The 18,066-nt window shown below is 61.7% G+C and carries 18 protein-coding genes and 1 pseudogene; 5 read left to right on the top strand and 14 right to left on the bottom strand.

The window, feature by feature from the left end:
• Positions 1-4: 4 nt before the first annotated feature.
• From J5286_RS31580 to infC, 7 genes are all read right to left on the bottom strand, one after another.
• Positions 5-610, bottom strand: a complete 606-nt coding sequence (locus tag J5286_RS31580; protein ID WP_348529234.1) for a BrnA antitoxin family protein — start codon at positions 608-610, stop codon at positions 5-7.
• Positions 564-842: a BrnT family toxin gene (locus tag J5286_RS31685; RefSeq protein ID WP_209188789.1), complete on the bottom strand. Its 279-nt coding sequence runs from the start codon at positions 840-842 to the stop codon at positions 564-566. The genes J5286_RS31580 and J5286_RS31685 overlap by 47 nt, the downstream gene beginning before the upstream one ends.
• A 36-nt stretch (positions 843-878) precedes the next feature.
• Positions 879-1,961, bottom strand: a complete 1,083-nt coding sequence (gene pheS, locus J5286_RS01605; RefSeq protein WP_112981656.1) for a phenylalanine--tRNA ligase subunit alpha — start codon at positions 1,959-1,961, stop codon at positions 879-881.
• 40 nt (positions 1,962-2,001) lie between these two features.
• Positions 2,002-2,856 (bottom strand): BUD32 family EKC/KEOPS complex subunit, encoded by an 855-nt coding sequence (locus J5286_RS01600; protein ID WP_348529233.1) that lies wholly within the window; start codon positions 2,854-2,856, stop codon positions 2,002-2,004.
• Between the two features lie 96 nt (positions 2,857-2,952).
• Positions 2,953-3,357: a 50S ribosomal protein L20 gene (gene rplT, locus J5286_RS01595; protein WP_018899276.1), complete on the bottom strand. Its 405-nt coding sequence runs from the start codon at positions 3,355-3,357 to the stop codon at positions 2,953-2,955.
• A gap of 38 nt (positions 3,358-3,395) precedes the next feature.
• The gene (rpmI, locus tag J5286_RS01590; protein WP_007813308.1) at positions 3,396-3,599 is read right to left on the bottom strand and encodes a 50S ribosomal protein L35; all 204 of its coding nucleotides are present in this window, start codon (positions 3,597-3,599) and stop codon (positions 3,396-3,398) included.
• 355 nt (positions 3,600-3,954) lie between these two features.
• A complete protein-coding gene (infC, locus tag J5286_RS01585; protein ID WP_037111403.1) occupies positions 3,955-4,491 on the bottom strand; it encodes a translation initiation factor IF-3 in 537 nt (178 codons plus the stop codon).
• Between the two features lie 175 nt (positions 4,492-4,666).
• Between infC and J5286_RS01580 the strand changes: the two genes are divergently transcribed.
• Positions 4,667-5,467 carry an alpha/beta hydrolase gene (locus J5286_RS01580; RefSeq protein WP_209188788.1) on the top strand — a complete coding sequence of 267 codons (801 nt, stop codon included), beginning with the start codon at positions 4,667-4,669 and terminating at the stop codon, positions 5,465-5,467.
• Positions 5,468-5,705: 238 nt separating this feature from the next.
• Positions 5,706-6,305 (top strand): transglutaminase-like cysteine peptidase, encoded by a 600-nt coding sequence (locus J5286_RS01575; protein WP_209188787.1) that lies wholly within the window; start codon positions 5,706-5,708, stop codon positions 6,303-6,305.
• Positions 6,306-6,364: 59 nt separating this feature from the next.
• Here the strand turns inward: J5286_RS01575 and mbfA are convergent, their stop codons facing one another.
• A complete protein-coding gene (gene mbfA, locus J5286_RS01570) occupies positions 6,365-7,348 on the bottom strand; it encodes an iron exporter MbfA (RefSeq protein WP_209188786.1) in 984 nt (327 codons plus the stop codon).
• A gap of 332 nt (positions 7,349-7,680) precedes the next feature.
• Between mbfA and J5286_RS01565 the strand changes: the two genes are divergently transcribed.
• Positions 7,681-8,031, top strand: a complete 351-nt coding sequence (locus J5286_RS01565) for a helix-turn-helix domain-containing protein (protein ID WP_026283144.1) — start codon at positions 7,681-7,683, stop codon at positions 8,029-8,031.
• A gap of 35 nt (positions 8,032-8,066) precedes the next feature.
• Here the strand turns inward: J5286_RS01565 and J5286_RS01560 are convergent, their stop codons facing one another.
• From J5286_RS01560 to J5286_RS01540, 5 genes are all read right to left on the bottom strand, one after another.
• Positions 8,067-8,270, bottom strand: a complete 204-nt coding sequence (locus tag J5286_RS01560; RefSeq protein WP_018899268.1) for a hypothetical protein — start codon at positions 8,268-8,270, stop codon at positions 8,067-8,069.
• A gap of 167 nt (positions 8,271-8,437) precedes the next feature.
• Positions 8,438-10,333 (bottom strand): TPR end-of-group domain-containing protein, encoded by a 1,896-nt coding sequence (locus J5286_RS01555; RefSeq protein ID WP_209188785.1) that lies wholly within the window; start codon positions 10,331-10,333, stop codon positions 8,438-8,440.
• A gap of 209 nt (positions 10,334-10,542) precedes the next feature.
• Positions 10,543-11,670, bottom strand: coding sequence for a molecular chaperone DnaJ (dnaJ, locus tag J5286_RS01550; protein ID WP_018899266.1), 1,128 nt, complete (start codon positions 11,668-11,670; stop codon positions 10,543-10,545).
• Positions 11,671-11,755: 85 nt separating this feature from the next.
• Positions 11,756-13,672, bottom strand: a complete 1,917-nt coding sequence (dnaK, locus tag J5286_RS01545) for a molecular chaperone DnaK (RefSeq protein ID WP_209188784.1) — start codon at positions 13,670-13,672, stop codon at positions 11,756-11,758.
• Positions 13,673-13,908: 236 nt separating this feature from the next.
• Positions 13,909-16,389 (bottom strand): transglycosylase domain-containing protein, encoded by a 2,481-nt coding sequence (locus J5286_RS01540; RefSeq protein ID WP_209188783.1) that lies wholly within the window; start codon positions 16,387-16,389, stop codon positions 13,909-13,911.
• A gap of 305 nt (positions 16,390-16,694) precedes the next feature.
• Between J5286_RS01540 and J5286_RS01535 the strand changes: the two genes are divergently transcribed.
• Together J5286_RS01535 and J5286_RS01530 are read left to right on the top strand one after the other, a co-directional pair.
• Positions 16,695-17,018, top strand: a complete 324-nt coding sequence (locus J5286_RS01535) for a GCG_CRPN prefix-to-repeats domain-containing protein (RefSeq protein ID WP_209188782.1) — start codon at positions 16,695-16,697, stop codon at positions 17,016-17,018.
• Between the two features lie 195 nt (positions 17,019-17,213).
• The gene (locus J5286_RS01530) at positions 17,214-17,396 is read left to right on the top strand and encodes a hypothetical protein (protein WP_209188781.1); all 183 of its coding nucleotides are present in this window, start codon (positions 17,214-17,216) and stop codon (positions 17,394-17,396) included.
• A 202-nt stretch (positions 17,397-17,598) separates the two neighbouring features.
• Here the strand turns inward: J5286_RS01530 and J5286_RS01525 are convergent.
• Positions 17,599-18,066 (bottom strand): annotated as a pseudogene (locus tag J5286_RS01525) (SH3 domain-containing protein); the annotation flags it as partial.

The raw sequence follows: 18,066 nt of genomic DNA, 5'->3' as shown, positions 1-18,066 counted from the left end.
TTGTTCAGGCTGCACGACCAGGCGCCTTGGCGCCGGGGGCTTTCCAGCCGAGAAGCAGTCCCTTGACGGAGACGCCTTCGTCCAGACCCGGCCACCAGACGCCGGAAAATTGCAGTTCGACATCGGCGCGGGCTTCGGCGGATGCGGCGGCCAGGAAGGGATACCACCAGAGCGGCGTCCTGATCTGCCTGCCATCCGCCAGCACGACATAGAGGAACTCGTCGTCGCAACGAGCGGCCACCGGGCGTTGTTCCTCGTCCGCCGGCCCCAGCGCTTGCAGCGCATCATTGATGCGGCCTTGCCAGCCGGGTCCCATCCTGCGGAAGTAATCGACCACGTCCTTGTCTAGCCGCAAACCGATGCGTTCCTTCACAGGCGCCTTTTGCGGACCGCGCTTGCCACGCGCTTTCTCCAAGACCGTACCAAGCTCCGGCGTTTCCTGCAGCGACAGGATCGCGGCATCGCCATCATCACCGAAAGCGGGCACGTCTTCGCTGTGGGCGATCTCATATTCGTCGAGTGAGATCAGACCCTTTCGGACATCGTCGAGCGTCGGAAGCGAACTACCGTTCGCCCCGTCGCTCTTCGTAAATCTTCTGTTCGCGGTCATTCATCTTCCTCAGCGATATAACTCGAACCCGGCCCTCTCTCGGCGTCCAGCAAAAACAGCAGAGTGTGCCATCAAGCCGTCCATAGGAGTTGAAACGATCTTCTCCATAGTCTGCTCTGAGATCAGGTACCGTGACGATGCTGTCGGGATCGAAGCGTTCGACGTCGGCGAAATCCAGTCCTCGGTGCTGGAGGGTTATCTGACGTTTATCTTCGTCCCACTCCAGCTCCATTCTTAGCACACTCAGTTATTTGTGGCCACAATAAACTCAGCTGCTCAACCCGCCGAACAGCGTCGGCATGTCGAGTGGGCGGAAGCCGTAGTGGGTCATCCAGCGGACGTCGGCGTTGAAGAAGTCGCGCAGGTCGGGCATGCCGTATTTCAGCATGGCGATGCGGTCGAGGCCCATGCCCCAGGCAAAGCCCTGGTACTCGTCGGGATCGAGACCGCCCGCGCGCAGCACGTTCGGATGCACCATGCCGCAGCCCAAAATCTCCATCCAGTCGGTGCCTTCGCCGAACTTGACGATCGGGCCGGAGCGGTCGCACTGGATGTCGACCTCGAAGGACGGTTCCGTGAAGGGGAAGAAGGACGGACGGAAGCGCATGGTGACGCTGTCGACCTCGAAGAAGGTCTTGCAGAATTCTTCCAGCACCCAGCGGATGTTGGCGACATTCGCCTTCTTGTCGACAACGAGGCCTTCGACCTGGTGGAACATCGGCGAGTGCGTGGCGTCACTGTCCTGGCGGTAGGTCTTGCCGGGGATGATGATGCGGATCGGCGGCTTCTGCGCTTCCATGGTGCGCACCTGCACCGGCGAGGTGTGCGTGCGCAGCACCTTGCGTTCGCCGTTCTCATCCGGATTGAAGAAGAAGGTGTCGTGCATCTCGCGGGCCGGGTGGCCCTCGGGGAAGTTCAGCGCCGTGAAGTTATAATAATCGGTCTCGACATCGGGACCTTCGGCAATCGAGAAGCCCATATCGGCGAAGATCGCGGTGATCTCGTCGACGATCTGGCTGATCGGATGGATGCGGCCGCGTTCGGCGGGCGAAGAGCGGACGGGCAGCGAGACGTCGACCGTCTCGGCCTTCAGCCGCGCGTCGATCGCCGCCTTCTTGAGATCGGCCTTGCGGGCGTTGATCGCGTCGGTCACCACAGTCTTCAGCGCGTTGATCTGCGCGCCGCGGGTCTGGCGCTCTTCAGGCGTCATCGATCCCAGCGTCTTCAGGAGTTCGGAGACCGACCCCTTCTTGCCAAGGGCCGCGACGCGCACGGCTTCGATCGCCGGTTCATCGGCGGCGGCCGCGACATCGGACAGGAGTTGCTTTTCCAGGGTTGCGAGTTCGGTCATCTTTTCCTGCCTTCAGGGCGTCCGGTCTTTGAGGGACACTTCACGAAACATGCTTCAGATAGCTGGTCGCCACGATGAAACGTCGCAGATCACTACCCATGTGTACGCGGCCAATCAACCGGGCAGCCGACAAAAAGCCGCCGAGGAAGCCGGTAAGCTTGCGCAGTTCGGCAACGGCCGCCGGTGGCGCCACCTCGGCCCAGGCCTTGTAGGCCCGGTCGTGGGTTTCGCCGCCGAGCTTGGCGCGGGTTGCGACCTGCAAGAAGAGCAGCCAGATATCGCGCGCCTGGGCGACCTCAAGCGGCATCACCCGGTCGGGCTCTTCCTCGAAATCCATGAAACCGACGCGGCCGTCCTTCAGGAACATGTCGCGCGGATAAGGCCTGCCGTGGCACAGCCCCTTTGCATGCAGCCGTCCGAGTTCGCCGGCGCAATGGACGAGCATGTTGTCGTGGGCGACGGGGTCGTTGTTCAGCACGTGATAGAGCTGGCGATCGACGGTTTCGCCGGCATCGCTGAAGACGACGGCGGCACCCGAGGAATAGATGACGCGTGCGGTCGGCACATCGTGGGCGGAAAACTGGGCGATGCGGCGGATTTCTCGCGCTGCCATGCCCTCGTCGGCCAGAAGTGGCGACGGGCGCAAGAAGGGGGCGCGGATGAGATTGGCGAGCATGCGCTGCAGCACCATCCAGCGCGAGGCGCGCTCGGTGCCGTAACGCTTGATCCAGACCGCACCGCTGGAGAGCGCGACACGCTCGACGCGCTTGGAGCCGCGCAGCAAAGCCGCGAGCAGAACCGGAACGTCCTCCTCGCCCAGCCCGCCTTCGGCAAGCAGGTCGCGATCCGTCGCCGGATGCATCACATCGCTTTCCAAATCTCGATCGTTCGCCACGTCAGGCGTCCCTATCCCGGTAAAACGAAGAAACCCGCGCAAGCCTTGCCAGCGCGGGTTTCAAATCATCGAAGCGAAGGTTCGAATAGCGCCGGCTTAGTTGACGGCTGCTTCAAACTCGTTCTTCGTGCCAGCGTCCTTCAGGTACTCGAGTGCCTTCTTGGAGGCAGCAACGAGCGCACCGAATGCTTCCGGCTCATGGATTGCCATGTCGGAGAGAACCTTACGGTCAACTTCGATGCCAGCCTTGTTCAGGCCGTCGATGAAGCGGCCGTAGGTCAGGCCGAATTCGCGGACAGCAGCGTTGATACGCTGGATCCAGAGTGCGCGGAAGTTACGCTTGTTGATCTTGCGGTCGCGGTAAGCGTACTGCTTCGAACGATCGACAGCAGCCTTGGCGGCGCGGATGGTGTTCTTGCGGCGGCCGTAGAAGCCCTTGGCCTGCTTCAGAACCTTCTTGTGCTTGGCGTGGGCGGTAACGCCTCTCTTTACACGTGCCATTTCATGATCTCCTTAATCTATACGTTCGCGGAATAGTCTTAGAGACCGTTCGGCAGGTAATTCTTCACGACCTTGCGGCCATCCGGTTCTGCCAGAACCATGGTGCCACGTGCATCGCGAATGAACTTGTTGGAACGCTTGATCATGCCATGGCGCTTGCCAGCGGCTGCAGCCTTGACCTTGCCGGTCGCGGTGATCTTGAACCGCTTCTTGGCGGAGGACTTCGTCTTCATCTTGGGCATTTTGCTACTCCGTTTCTGATCCCCCCACTTGGTCTAAAGAGACGGCTTCAAAAGAAGCCTTCTCGCGATGCCCGGTTTCCCGGTCGTCGCAACAAGTGCGGGAGCGTTTGTTGTTGATCTGCGGTCACGGTGACGAACCGTGCCGCAAGCATTCGAAACTGCCACGGCATGCCCTGCCGGTCAGTTCGGACGCGCGCTTATAACCGCAGTGTCATGAAAGTGCAACGGGGCGGCGCAGGAATCTTCCGGGACCGCTTCGGCCCTGCCCCTCGGGCGTCGTTTGCCCTTTATATCAGGGCAAAAATACAAAAGCCGCCCTCGCGGACGGCTTTGATACGAACGGTGGCGACGCGCCTTACTTGGGCGCGAGCACCATCATCATCTGGCGACCTTCGAGCTTAGGCTCGGCTTCGACCTTGGCGAACTCCAGCGTGTCGGCCTTGACCTGCTGCAGGAGCTTCATGCCGAGTTCCTGGTGGGCCATTTCGCGGCCGCGGAACTTCAGGGTCACCTTGACCTTGTCGCCTTCTTCGAAGAAGCGGCCCATCGCCTTCATCTTCACGTCATAGTCATGCGTGTCGATGTTCGGACGCATCTTGATTTCTTTGACTTCGACGATTTTCTGCTTCTTGCGCGCCTCGGCGGCCTTCTTCTGGTTGGCGTATTTCAGCTTGCCCAGATCGAGGATCTTGCACACAGGCGGTTCGGCGTTGGGGGAAATCTCAACGAGGTCGAGTCCGGCTTCTTCAGCCATTCTCAGGGCCTGGTCGGTCGCCACGACGCCCAAATTCTGTCCTTCAGCGTCGATCAGCTGAACTTTGGGAATGCGAATTTCCCTGTTCGAGCGCGGCCCATCCTTTACGGGCGCGTCGTTCTTAAACGGTCTGCGAATGGTCGTATTCTCCTCGCGTTGTTTCGGATTGCTGCAGCGGATCGCCTCTATATAAGGAAGACGACCGTGTTTCGCCATCGCTGCAACGAAGTCATTAGCACGCTTTAGCGGAAAAATCACCTGCTGTCAGCCTGTCAAGAATCTGTTTTATAGGCCGAAACAAAGGAGTTTCGCCATGTCCGACGCCAATATCGCCCCTCAGCACCAATTTCTGACCGTCGGCGAGGGAGCGGCGGCGCGAGAGATCGCCTATATCGCCCGCCCGGCTGCCGGCGACAAAGCGGGCCCGACGCTGGTCTGGTTATCTGGATACCGGTCGGACATGAGCGGCAGCAAGGCCGTCGAGCTCGATCGCATGGCTGAAGAGACCGGGCTTGCCTGCATCCGCCTCGATTATTCCGGCCACGGGATCTCCGGCGGCGAATTTCGTGACGGCACGATTTCGCGCTGGCTCGAGGAGGCAATGGCCGTCGTCCTTCACCTCAATCCCGAACGCATCGTGGTCGTGGGATCCTCGATGGGCGGCTGGATCGCGCTCCGGCTGGCGCAGGAGCTTGCCACGAAAACCGGGGCACCGAAACTCGAGGGTATGGTGTTGATCGCGCCGGCGCCGGATTTCACCGAAGTCCTGATCGAGCCGAACCTCACCGAAAAAGAGAAGACATCGCTCGCCGAGCGCGGCTTCTTCGAGGAGCATTCGGAATATAGCCCCGAGCCCAATATCTATACCCGCGCGCTGATCGAGGACGGCCGCGATAACCGGGTCCTGACCGGGATGATCGAGACCGGATGCCCGGTTCACGTCCTGCAGGGCATGAAGGATCCCGACGTGCCCTACACGCACGCGATGACGCTGATCGAGCACCTTCCCGCCGACGACGTGGTGCTGACATTTATTCGTGATGGCGACCACCGCCTGTCGCGTCCACAGGACATCGAGCGCATGCTTGCGGCGGTCAAGTCGTTCGCCAGCTAAGGCACTGAGGGAGCAGTGCGTCGCGCCTTCCGAAAAATCTGAATTTATTTCAATGCTTTGGCGACATTTCGCTGCGCGCGTCGGGCGCGCGTGGCGCCACGCCCTGTGCCAAATCCTAACGCATTTTAACCATATTGACCGCTTCTCACCCCCTCCTCAGAAGTAGTGATTGACTCCAAGCAGCCGTCTCCGTTAACTTTTTGTTAATAAATCAAGGGCGATGCAAGGGACAGTGGGCGTGCGGATCAAGGGTTTCCTGGTGGCCATGATGGCCATGTTTGCAATGTCGACCTCGGCCACGCCGGCATCGACCAACACTCTTTCCATGGTCGTCGGTGCCACCACGTCGCAGCCGATCGGCCATTACGAGTTTTGCCAGTCGCACCGCGAAGAATGCGGTCCGAACCGCAATGTTGCTGTGATGGAAATGACCGACGCCAAGTGGGCGCTCGTCCGTTCGGTCAATTCAAGCGTCAACACCACGATCATCCCGATGACCGACATGGAAGTCTACGGCAAGGAAGAAGTCTGGGCTTATCCGACGACCGCCGGCGACTGCGAGGACTATGCGCTCCTGAAGCGCCGCATCCTGATCCAGCGCGGCTTCTCCGCCGCCAATCTGCTGATGACCGTCGTGCGCAAGCCTGACGGCGAGGGTCACGCGATCCTGACACTGCGCACCACCAAGGGCGATTTCGTCCTCGACAACCTAGCCTCGACCGTGAAGCCCTGGTTCGATACGCCCTATTCCTTCATCAAGCGCCAGTCGAGCGCCAATGCCGGCCGCTGGGTCACCATCGAGAACGGCCGCGACGTTCTGGTCGGCGCGCTGAAGTAGGATTATCGAAAACCGAAATGTTGGATGGCCGGCGCAAGCCGGCCATTTTCGTTTCTGGATCAACCGCTCCCGATCAGTATCCCCGCGCCCAGCACCAGCCCGCCGCCGACGACGACCTGGAGAGCTGCCCGCAGGAATGGGGTTTCCATGAAGCGGTTCTGGATGAAGGCGATGGCCCAGAGTTCGAAGATGGCGATGATAACCGCCAGCGTGGTGGCCGTCCAGAAATCGGAGATCAGGTAGGGCAGCGTGTGGCCGAGGCCGCCGAGCGCTGTCATGACGCCGCAGGAAAGGCCGCGCTTGATGGGAGAGCCGCGGCCGGAGATCTTGCCGTCGTCGTGGGCGGCCTCGGTGAAGCCCATGGAGATGCCGGCGCCGACGGAGGCCGAGAGGCCGACGAGGAAGGTCTGCCAGGTATCCTGCGTGGCGAAGGCCGCGGCGAAGATCGGCGCGAGCGTCGAGACGGAGCCATCCATCAGGCCGGCGAGGCCGGGCTGCACATAGGTCAGCACGAACTGGCGGCGGTTCTTCTGGTCCTCTTCCGCACGCACGTCCTCGGGCGTGTGCTTGTCGCCGAGCATGCGGGTGATGTCCTCATGCCCCTGCTCTGCCAGCGCCAGATCGCCGAGCAATTGCCGCGTCGAGGCGTCGCTCACGCGGCCGGCGGCCTCGATGTAGAAGCGGTAGGCCTGGTTCTCCATGGCCTCGGCTTCCTGGCGGATCTTGTCGAGTGACAGGTTGGCGCGCAGCCAGTCCGGCTTGCGCTCGTAGAAGCCCTCCACATGCTCGCGGCGGATCAGCGTGATGCGCTCGCCGAAGCGCTCACGGTAGAGCGTGATCAGCGAATTGCGGTGGGTGTTTTCGACTTCCGCCATCTCCTCGAAAACCTTGGCCGAAGCCGGATAATCATTGCGCAGGCGGTCGGCATAGGCGAAATAGATGCGCGCGTCGTCCTCCTCGGAGCCGATGGCGAGCGCCAGGATCTCCTGCTCGGACAGGCTGTCGAAAGAACGCTTGGGTGATCTGAAAATACGTTTGAGCATGCTGGCCTCTTTTAGAATAATTCTAAAATAGGCTTCGCGGACGTGGTGGTCAAGCCTTCGGCGCGGCTGCGAGCAAATGACGTGCGCCGCCGATCCGGCGGTCATGTCTAGCGAGAGCGGACAAGGGCTTCCGCTAGTAACCGCAAGCACAGCTTCAAAATAGCTTGATGTATTTTATGCACGCTCAGGTATATTTCGTCTTCTTTATTTACAGAAATGGTCTCAAAATCAGCCAAAAAGCTGGTTGAAATTTGCAACTCTCGGGTTGAGATATTTAAAAACCTCGGCATAGTGTTCAGATAAATTTAATGAAATGAACGGGAACTATCAAAGTGCCAGATCCGGTGGATATTATTGTCGGCCAGAATGTCAGGACGTTGCGCGCCAAGCGACGCATCTCCCAGCTGGAACTTGGAGAGGCGCTCGGGCTGACGTTTCAGCAGATCCAGAAGTATGAAAAGGGCACCAACCGCGTTTCGGCGAGCAAGCTGCACCAGATCGCGGTTTTTCTCGGCGTCGATATTTCGGCGCTGTTCGAGGGTGCGGATACGACGTCGCGGCCGGGCCTCAGCGCCGAGGCCTACGAGCTTGCCGTGACCTACGACAAGCTGCGCTCGACCGCCGGCAAGGAAGCCGTCATGACCATCGTGACGCTGATGTCGGGTGAAGACGTCTACGCCTGAGATTTCAGCGCGACGTGACCAGCCGCGTGTAGCGGTCAGTGAAAATCGCAGTCGTGCAGAGCGACCAGCAGCTGATCCTGTGTCTGATGACCGGCATGATAGAGATCGATCGCGATATTGGCGATCGACAGGCCCTGCTGGCTCAGGAGCTTGATATTGCGCTCCGCGCACCAGGTGTACAGCGCGCCCGCGAGTACATCGACATCATCAGCATGCAAGGACAAAGCGGCTACCGTCATGGAAGTTGCTCTCGGTGTGTGAGTGTGTGTGTATTCCCCTTCGAGCATATTGAATATATTCGCGATTGCTGCAAAGCGGCTTTCATTGCTTGCGTTAACGCGAATATTGCGGCTGCCACACCCTGTGCCGGAATGAAGCGCCCGCGCGGCTGCACTCTACCTGCACGTTATTCCGACGCGACCCGGAACCCGTCCTGATGGAAGGTGCAGGCGGCGATGGCGTCGAGCATCGCCTGGAAACGCGGGTGGCCGCGCACCGCGTCGAGATCGGAATCGTTGCTGAACCAGAGAATCTGGTAGCAGGATGATTGCGGCAAGAGCGCCTCGAGGATGTCGAGCGCCTGGTCGCATTCACCAATCAGCGCGTGGACGCAGGCGACGTTGTACTGCGCGACGATATCATCGGGATCGAGCAGCTGGGCGCGCTTGACCCACTCGCGCGCCTCGTCGAAGCGGCCCATATGGGCGAGCGCCAGCGCGCCGCGATGCGCGGGGCCGGCGTTTTCGGGATGCAGCTCCAGCGCCCGCTCGGCGCGCTCCAGCCCGACCCTGGCCCAATGCTCGCTCTCGCGCGATAGTCCCAGCGAGCGGCAGGCGCTCGTCAGATGGATCGGCGAGAGATAATCGTCCGGCCGGATTTCGCTGGCGCGGGTGAAGAAGGTGATGGCGCCCTCGAACTTGCCCTGCATGAACAGGAAGCGGCCGTAGTGGAAGTTCGCCTCGTAGAGATCTGGCTCCAGCGCCAGCGCCTTTTCGAACTCCACCAGGGCCTCGCCGTCGCGCCCGTCCTGGTGCAGCGCCAGCCCCCGTGAGGCATGCGCCTCTGCGAGATTGGGGTCGAGCGCCAGCGCCTTTGCGGTGAGCTCCAGAATGCCTTTCAGCGTGTATTCGCCGGCGTGCCAGTCGCGCAGCGTCGATTCGCAATCGGCGATGCCGGCATAGGCTTGGGCGTAGTTCGGGTCGAGCGCCACCGCGGTCGCGAACATGCGGCGCGCCATCAGCAGATAGTGCCGCGTCCAGGAGTGCGAGAACTGCCGGCCGCGCAGATAATAGGTGTAGGCCTCGACGTTCGTCGTCGGCGCGGCGGCGATCGCTTCCTGCTCTTCCGGCAGCAGCTTGATCTTCAATTGGTCGACGATCGCATGAGTGATCTCGTCCTGCACGGCGAAGATATCGGTCAGGTCGCGGTCGAAACGGTCGGCCCAGAGATGCGCGCCGTTGCGCGCGTCGATCAGCTGGCCGGTGATGCGCACCCGCTGGCCGGCCTTGCGCACGCTGCCCTGCAGCACGAAGTGGACGCCGAGCTCGGCTGCCGCCTGCTTCACCTGCACCGACTTGCCCTTGTAGGTGAAGGCGGTGTTGCGGGCGACGACGTAGAGATTGGAGATCTTCGACAGATCGGTGATGATGTCCTCTGTGATGCCGTCGGAGAAATATTCCTGCTCAGGATCGCCGCTCATGTTGGAGAAGGGCAGCACCGCGACCAGCGGCTTCTGCTTCTCCTTGGCCGCCGCCAGTGCCGCCGCATTGACCTTCAGCGGCAACGCGCGCTTTGCCGAGATCGCGTAGACCTGCACCGGCTGCTCGATGTTCTTCAGCGTGAAGAGGCCGAGATCCTGGAAGGACAGGTCGAGCCGGCTGCCGACGTGATCGCGGGCGGACGCCGAGATCGCCACACCGCCAGGCGCGCAGATCGCCTCCAGCCGGGCGGCGACATTGACGCCATCGCCGAAGATGTCGTTGTCCTCGACGATGACATCGCCGAGGTGGATGCCCATGCGGAATTCGATGCGCCGCTCTTCGGGGAGCGCCGTGTTGCGCGCCGCCATCGCCTGCTGCACGTCGTTGGCGCAGGAGACCGCGTTGACGATGCTGGAGAACTCCACGAGCATGCCATCGCCCGTGTGCTTGACCACACGGCCACGGGCATTGGCGATCCTCGGATCGATGACCTCGCCGCGGCAGAGCTTGACCGCATCCAAGGTCCCCCGCTCATCGGCACCCATCATTCGGCTGTAGCCGACAATATCCACTGCGAGAATAGCTGCGAGACGGCGTTCCAAATCAACCTCGGGACAGGCTACCAAAGGGAATGCAAGTCTAGACCCTTTTCGAGGCCCAATACAGGAAGAATGCAACAAATCTAATAAAGAGACTAGCAATAGAATTGTCGAGTCTCTTCGACCACAAAAGATATGTTTATCCCTATGCAAAAATAGAAAAGCCCGGTTGCGAACAACCGGGCCCCTGAATTTTTACTGAGTATCTTCGATCAGCCCTCGAAGAATTCCTTCATGCGGGCGAAGAAGCCCGTCGATTCCGGATTATTCTCCTTCGACGACAGCTCCTCGAATTCCTGCAGCAGCTCGCGCTGGCGCTTGGAGAGCTTCTGCGGCGTCTCGATCTGGATCTGGATGTAGAGATCGCCGGTCTGGCTGGAGCGCAGCACCGGCATGCCCTTGCCCTTCAGGCGAAACTGCTTGCCGGCCTGGGTACCCTCGGGAACCGTGACGCGCGACTTGGTGCCGTCGAGTGTGGCCACATCGAAGGTGCCGCCAAGGGCAGCCGTCGTCATCGAGATCGGGATGGCGCAATAGAGATCGGCTCCATCGCGCTGGTAGAACTCGTGCGGCTTGACCGACAGGAAGATATAGAGATCGCCCGCCGGGCCACCGCGCATGCCGGCCTCGCCCTCGCCCTGCAGGCGGATGCGGGTGCCGTCCTCGATACCAGCCGGGATGTTGACCGAGAGCGAACGCTCTTCCGTGACGCGGCCCTGGCCGTGGCACTTGGTGCAGGGATCGGGGATGATCTGGCCGCGGCCATGGCAGGTCGGGCAGGTGCGCTCGACGGAGAAGAAGCCCTGGGCGGCGCGCACGCGGCCGGAGCCCTGGCAGGTGCCGCAGGTCTTCGGCTGGGTGCCGGGCTTGGCGCCGGAGCCGGAACAGACGTCGCAGGTGATCGAGGTCGGAACCCTGATCTGCGCCGTCTTGCCGGAGAAGGATTCCTCCAGCGAAATTTCCATGTTGTAGCGAAGATCGGCGCCGCGTTCGCGACCGCCGGACGAGCGCTGCCTTGCACGGCCGCCGCCCATCATCTCACCGAAAATATCCTCGAAGATATCGGAGAAGCCGCCGCCGGCGAAACCGCCACCGCCGCCGCCCATGCCGCCATGTTCGAAGGCCGCGTGACCATAGCGGTCATAGGCCGCGCGCTTCTGCGGGTCCTTCAGCGTCTCGTAGGCTTCGTTGATTTCCTTGAACTTCTGCTCGGCGGTATGATCATCGGGATTCTTGTCCGGATGGTATTTCATCGCCAGCTTGCGGAAAGCGCTCTTCAGCTCTTTTTCGTCAGCCGTCTTGGCGACACCCAGCGTTTCGTAAAAATCGGCTTTTGCCATTAAGGATCAGACCCCGGAAATGGATTTCCGGCTGCCATGGTGAGCAGCCGGAATGTCAGTTTCAAACGTGACCGTTGCGAGCCGCTTACGCGGACTTCTTGCGGTCGTCGTCCTTGACTTCTTCGTAGTCGGCATCGACGACATTGTCATCGCCGGCTTCGGCGGAAGCGTCTTCCGCGCCACCTTCAGCCTGCTGCGCTTCGTAGATCGCCTGACCGAGCTTCATGGACACTTCCATGAGGGTCTGGGTCTTCGCCTTGATGTCCTCGGCGTCCGGCTCGGTTGCCTCGACGGAGGTCTTCAGAGCGGCAATCGCGTCGGAGATCGCGGTGCGATCGGCCTCGGTGACCTTGTCGCCGTAATCCTTCAGCGACTTCTCGCTGGAGTGGATCAGGCTTTCGGCCTGGTTCTTGGCTTCAACGCCTTCGCGACGCTTCTTGTCGGCTTCAGCATTGGCTTCGGCGTCCTTGACCATCTTTTCGATGTCGGCGTCGGAGAGACCACCGGAGGCCTGGATGCGGATCTGCTGTTCCTTGCCGGTGCCCTTGTCCTTGGCCGAAACCTGCACGATGCCGTTGGCGTCGATATCGAAGGTGACTTCGATCTGCGGAACGCCACGCGGTGCCGGCGGCAGGCCAACGAGGTCGAACTGGCCGAGCAGCTTGTTGTCGGCAGCCATTTCGCGCTCGCCCTGCGAAACGCGGATGGTGACGGCAGACTGGTTGTCGTCGGCGGTCGAGAAGGTCTGGCTCTTCTTCGTCGGGATCGTGGTGTTACGCTCGATCAGACGGGTGAAGACGCCACCCAGCGTTTCGATGCCGAGAGACAGCGGGGTCACGTCGAGAAGCAGAACGTCCTTGACGTCGCCCTGGAGAACGCCGGCCTGGATGGCAGCGCCGAGAGCGACGACTTCATCCGGGTTGACGCCCTTGTGCGGCTCCTTGCCGAACAGCTGCTTGACGACTTCCTGTACCTTCGGCATGCGGCTCATGCCACCGACGAGAACGACTTCGTTGATCTCGGCTGGCGTTACACCGGCATCCTTGAGGGCTGCCTTGCACGGCGCGATGGTGCGCTGGACGAGATCGTCGACCAGGCTTTCGAGCTTGGCGCGGGTCAGCTTCAGCGTCAGGTGCTTCGGACCGGTTGCATCGGCCGTGATGAACGGCAGGTTGATTTCGGTCTGCTGCGACGAAGACAGTTCGATCTTGGCCTTTTCGGCAGCTTCCTTGAGGCGCTGCAGAGCAAGCTTGTCGCCCTTGAGGTCGATGCCGTTGTCCTTCTTGAACTCGGCAACGAGGTATTCGACGAGACGCATGTCGAAGTCTTCACCGCCGAGGAAGGTATCGCCGTTGGTGGACTTCACTTCGAAGACGCCGTCGCCGATTTCGAGGATCGAGATATCGAAGGTACCGCCACCCAAGTCGTAAACGGCGATGGTCTTGCCGTCCTTCTTGTCGAGACCGTAGGCCAGCGCTGCCGCCGTCGGCTCGTTGATGATGCGCAGCACTTCGAGACCAGCGATACGACCGGCATCCTTGGTTGCCTGGCGCTGTGCGTCGTTGAAGTATGCGGGAACTGTGATGACGGCCTTTTCGACCTTTTCACCGAGGTAGGATTCAGCGGTTTCCTTCATCTTCTGAAGGATCATCGCGGAGATCTGGGCAGGCGAATAGCCGGTGCCGCGGGCCTTGACCCATGCGTCGCCGTTGTCGCCCTTGGTGATCTCGAAGGGAACGAGGCCCTTGTCCTTTTCAACCGTCGGATCATCGTAGCGGCGGCCGATGAGGCGCTTCACTGCGAACAGCGTGTCCGTGGGATTGGTGACTGCCTGGCGCTTGGCCGGCTGACCGACGAGGCGCTCGCCATCTTCGGAAAATGCAACGATCGAAGGCGTGGTGCGCGCACCTTCGGCGTTCTCGATGACCTTTGCGTCCTTGCCGTCCATGACAGCGACGCAGGAATTTGTCGTTCCAAGGTCGATACCAATTACTTTTGCCATGTCATTTACTCCTTGAAGCAAGCTGTCTGAACCCCGGGAAGGCATTTCGATGACAGCCCCTTACGGGATGGGTCTCTACGTTTGACGCAATCGTGATTGCGGTGATGCGGCGTATATAAGGACGGGTTTTCGCGACTGCAAGGCGGGAAATGTCCTGAAAACCAGCAAAAGAAGCCAACAGCAATTAATTTTCGCCGCGCGCCCGAAGGCACGTTTTTTGTTGCGCGGCAAAGCGTTTACTCACCCATGATCAGGTCGAGAAGCGTGGTGCGGCGCGGCTGGTAGGGCTGGTGCTGCGGACCGCCCCCGACATCGCCCGGCGGCAGCGCATTTCCATAGCCATAACCCTCGTCCTGAGCGACATCGGCGGGCGGTACGGGACCGCCATAAACCGGAGGCTGCTGCTGGCCACCGCGGCGCACCGGCGCCTGCGGATACTGGCTCCGCTGGTCGTTGCCGCCACCACCGAAGACGCCCGAAATGATGCTGCCTATGGTGCCCTGTTCCTCGACGGGCGGCTGCATGCCGCCCTGCATGTTTGGCTGCATGTTCGGATCGTTGGATGCCATCGGCTGGCCGTTATCGATGGGTGCCGCCGGATTGACGAACTGGCCGTTGCCGAAGAGCGGCGCCGGCGACAGGCCCTTGTGGGCGGCGACCATGAATTCCTGCCAGGCCTTGGCCGGGAGGCCACCACCGGTGACCTTCTTCATCGGCTTGCCGTCGTCATTGCCGAACCAGACGCCCGTCGTGAGATTGCTGGTAAAGCCGACGAAGAGAGCATCGCGGGAGTTCTGCGTCGTTCCGCTCTTGCCGGCGACCTGCCAGCCGGGGATCTTCGCGGCCTTGCCCGTTCCCTGCTCGACGACGCCGATCATCATCGCGTTCATGTTGGCGGCGACCGCCTCGGAGAGGACGCGCGGCGGGTTGTCATAGGTGTTTTCGTAGAGAACCTTGCTGCCATCGGCCGTCGTCACGCGGCGGATGACATGCGGCGTCGCCTTGTAGCCGCCGTTCATGAAGGCGGCATAGGCGCCGGTGAGCTCCGTCAGCGACACTTCCGAGGTGCCGAGCGCGATCGAGGCGTTGGACTGCAGCTCGCTCTCGATGCCGAGCCGGTGGGCGAGCTTGATGACCTGATCGGGCCCATCATACATGACCAGCTGAGCGGCGACCGTGTTCAGCGATTTCGCCAGCGCTGTCGCGAGCGTCACCTCGCCATTGTACTTCTTCTCGTAATTCTCCGGCGTCCAGTCGCCGATGCGGATGGGCGCGTCGTTGAAAACGGAGAACGGCGTCAGGCCCTTTTCCAGCGCTGCCGCATAGACGAAAGGCTTGAAGGAGGAGCCCGGCTGGCGCTTGGCCTTGACCGCGCGGTTGAACTGGCTGTCGGCATAATCGCGGCCGCCGACCAGCGCGCGGATCGCGCCGGTGCCGTCGATCGAGACGAGCGCTGCCTGCGAGGCATCGAGCTTGGCGCCGTCCTTGCCGAGCACATCGTTGAGCGACTGTTCGGCGCGCTTTTCCAGCGTCTTGTCGATGGTGGTGTCGACGACGATGTCTTCCTTGACGTCGCCGATCAGCGCCGGAAGCTCGTCCATGACCATGTCGGCCACGTAATGGCCAGCGCCGTCCCAATAGCGCTTGGCCTTGGCGGGTGTCTGCGACATCGCGGTCTTGACCTCGTCGTCGGAGATCATGCCCTGGTCGCGCATGGCCTGAAGCACCACCTGGGCGCGGTCGTTGGCGGCCTGCGGATCACGCGCCGGCGACAGGCGCGACGGCGCCTTGACGAGACCGGCGAGCAGTGCCGCCTCGCCGAGGTTCACATCGCGCGCCGACTTGTTGAAATAGCGCCGCGAGGCAGCTTCCACACCATAGGCATTGGAGCCGAAGAAGACGCGGTTCAAGTACATCGCAAGGATCTGGTCCTTGGTATATTTCTGCTCCAGCCAGAAGGACAGCAGCACTTCCTGGACTTTACGCTCCAGTGTACGGTCGGGCGAGAGGAAGAGGTTCTTGGCGAGCTGCTGGGTCAGCGTCGAGCCGCCCTGCACCATGTGGCCCGAGGTTAGGTTGGTGACGAAGGCGCGGGCGAGGCCCATGGGGTCGACACCGAAATGCGAATAGAAGCGCCGGTCCTCGATGGCGACGATCGCTTCCGGGATATAAGGCGACATGTCTTCCAGCGCCAAGGCTTCGCCGCCGGTGGCGCCGCGATTGGCGATCACGCTGCCATCGACCGAGGTGATCTTGACGTTGGGCGGACGGGCGGGAATTTCCCAGCTGCTGGCGCTCGGCATGCGCGAGCCGTAATAGACGACCAGGCCGGTGACCCCGATGCCGGCCCAGATGCCAAGCACGATGCACCAATAGACCATGCGGCGGATGAGGCCGAAGAAGCCGAGGCCCTCCCGCTCCGGCCGCCGACGCTTGCCGCCCCTGCCATCACCACCACCACCGCCATTGCGGCGGCGCGTCGGTTCACGGTAGCGCGGCTCGTCGTCGTAATCATCCTCATAGCGGGCGGAATCGGGTTCGCGCCTTGCGGGCGGTTCGCGGCGTGGGGAGGACTTCTGCGCCGTGCGCTTGACGGGGCGTCCGCCGCCGGCGACGCGGTCATCGGCGCCGAGCGCGAAATCATCGCCATCGTCGCGGCGCTCGCGCCCGCTGAAGGATGGTTCGATTCTATCGCCTGATCTGCCCCTGCCTGCCATATACGCCCGCTGAACCTCGCTTCAATCGCAAACCGAGGTTTGCCCCAACCCGCAATCCACCGGCTTCAAGCCCGATGGTTGCGGCGGCCGCATCACGCTGGCCGCATCTTTACCCGGTTGAACTTTAAATGCGGCGATTTAAGGGGGAGTTAAGACCTCGTTAGCCAAAGGCAAACGCTTTTGAACACAGTGTTTTTACCCTGCGTCGCTTGCCGCAATAATGCCTTTGTTGGTTCAGCTCCCGTTCACCAGAACGGCCCTCTAATCCACGTGCAAGGGACTTGCATAAGGAATGAGGTGCAGAGATGCGCAAGACAATTATCGCGATCGCGATCGCACTGACCGGGTTCACTGCCACGGTTGCCGAAGCCATGCCGATGGGCGCCGTTCAGAGCGGCGTAAACAACAATGTCGTCAAGGTCGACTATGCCTGCGGCCGTGGCTTCCACGTCACCCCCTGGGGCGATTGCAGGCCGAACTGGCGCCGCCCGCCGCCACCGCGCTACGAACGCCGCTACAACCGCGACTACGGCTGGGGCCACCGCCCGCCGCCGCGCTATGGCTGGCGCTATGAGCGCGGCCATCGCCCGCCGCCATGGGCACGCGACGGCTACGGCTATCGCTACTGAGCGACCAAACGATCGCGCCACCACTCGAAAGGCCCGCCATCGCGGGCCTTTTTCATATGCGCGGGTCGCTGGCAACGGCAGGCGAGCTGCGCTGTTTTGTCATGGCTGTCATTCGTTGCCTTTGTCATAAATCTGACATATGTCGCGGCGATTGCGCCTCTTATTCGCGCATCCAGCGCATCAAACAGGCAGACAATGACCATGCATTCGGCATCAGCAGACGATTTCAGCCCCAGAGAGATCTGGAGCGTGCATGATTTCGCGCGCCGTCATCGGCTGTCGAAGATGGAGGAGAGCCGTCTGAAGATGCTGCACGGCCCCTATGCCTCGATGCGCGATCTGATGGCATCCGGCAAAAATACAGCTTCCGGCTGGTGACGCGGAACCATTTCCGCTTTCGCCCATTTCTACCCAAGCGAGGCAGCACGCCTCGCGGCAGATCGGCCGTCTCCCCTCAACACGAGCCGATCGAATTCAGGCCCGGCGTCTCTCAGGAGCGTCGGGCTTTTCGTTTTAAGCGCGACAAAGCAGAAAGGGCGACCTTTCGATCGCCCTCCTCATTTTCACTGTTGATGCTTGATTACTGCTGGTTCTGGCCGCAGTTCGGATCGCCCGGCTGGCAGACCGGGCGGCGGCGGTCGTGGTCGCGACGATCCGGGCCGCGATCGAAGCCCGGCTGTCCGGGTTGGCCGGGCTGACCTGGCTGGCCGGCCTGTCCTCCCTGACCGCCTCGGCCACCCTCACCACGCCTTCCGGGCTGGCCCGGTTGACCGGGTTGACCGGGCATGCCGGCGCGATCGGACTGATCGTCAAACTGCGGCGGGCGGCCCGGACGGCCACCATTGTCCTGACGCGGATCGGGGCCACGGCCATAATCGGGACCGCGACCGGGGCCACGGTCGAAATTGGGCTGGCCGTTGTCGAAGCCGGGACGCGGGCGATTGTTGTCATAGCCCGGGCGGTTGTAATCATAACCAGGGCGGGGACGGCCCGGAGTGTCGAAGCCTGGGCCGGGCGGCGGGCGGACGGCGGCGGGGCGGTCATAGAC

The organism is Rhizobium sp. 16-488-2b (assembly GCF_017741815.1).
Classification (GTDB): Bacteria; Pseudomonadota; Alphaproteobacteria; order Rhizobiales; family Rhizobiaceae; genus Rhizobium.
This window is presented reverse-complemented; position numbering and strand designations above follow the sequence as displayed.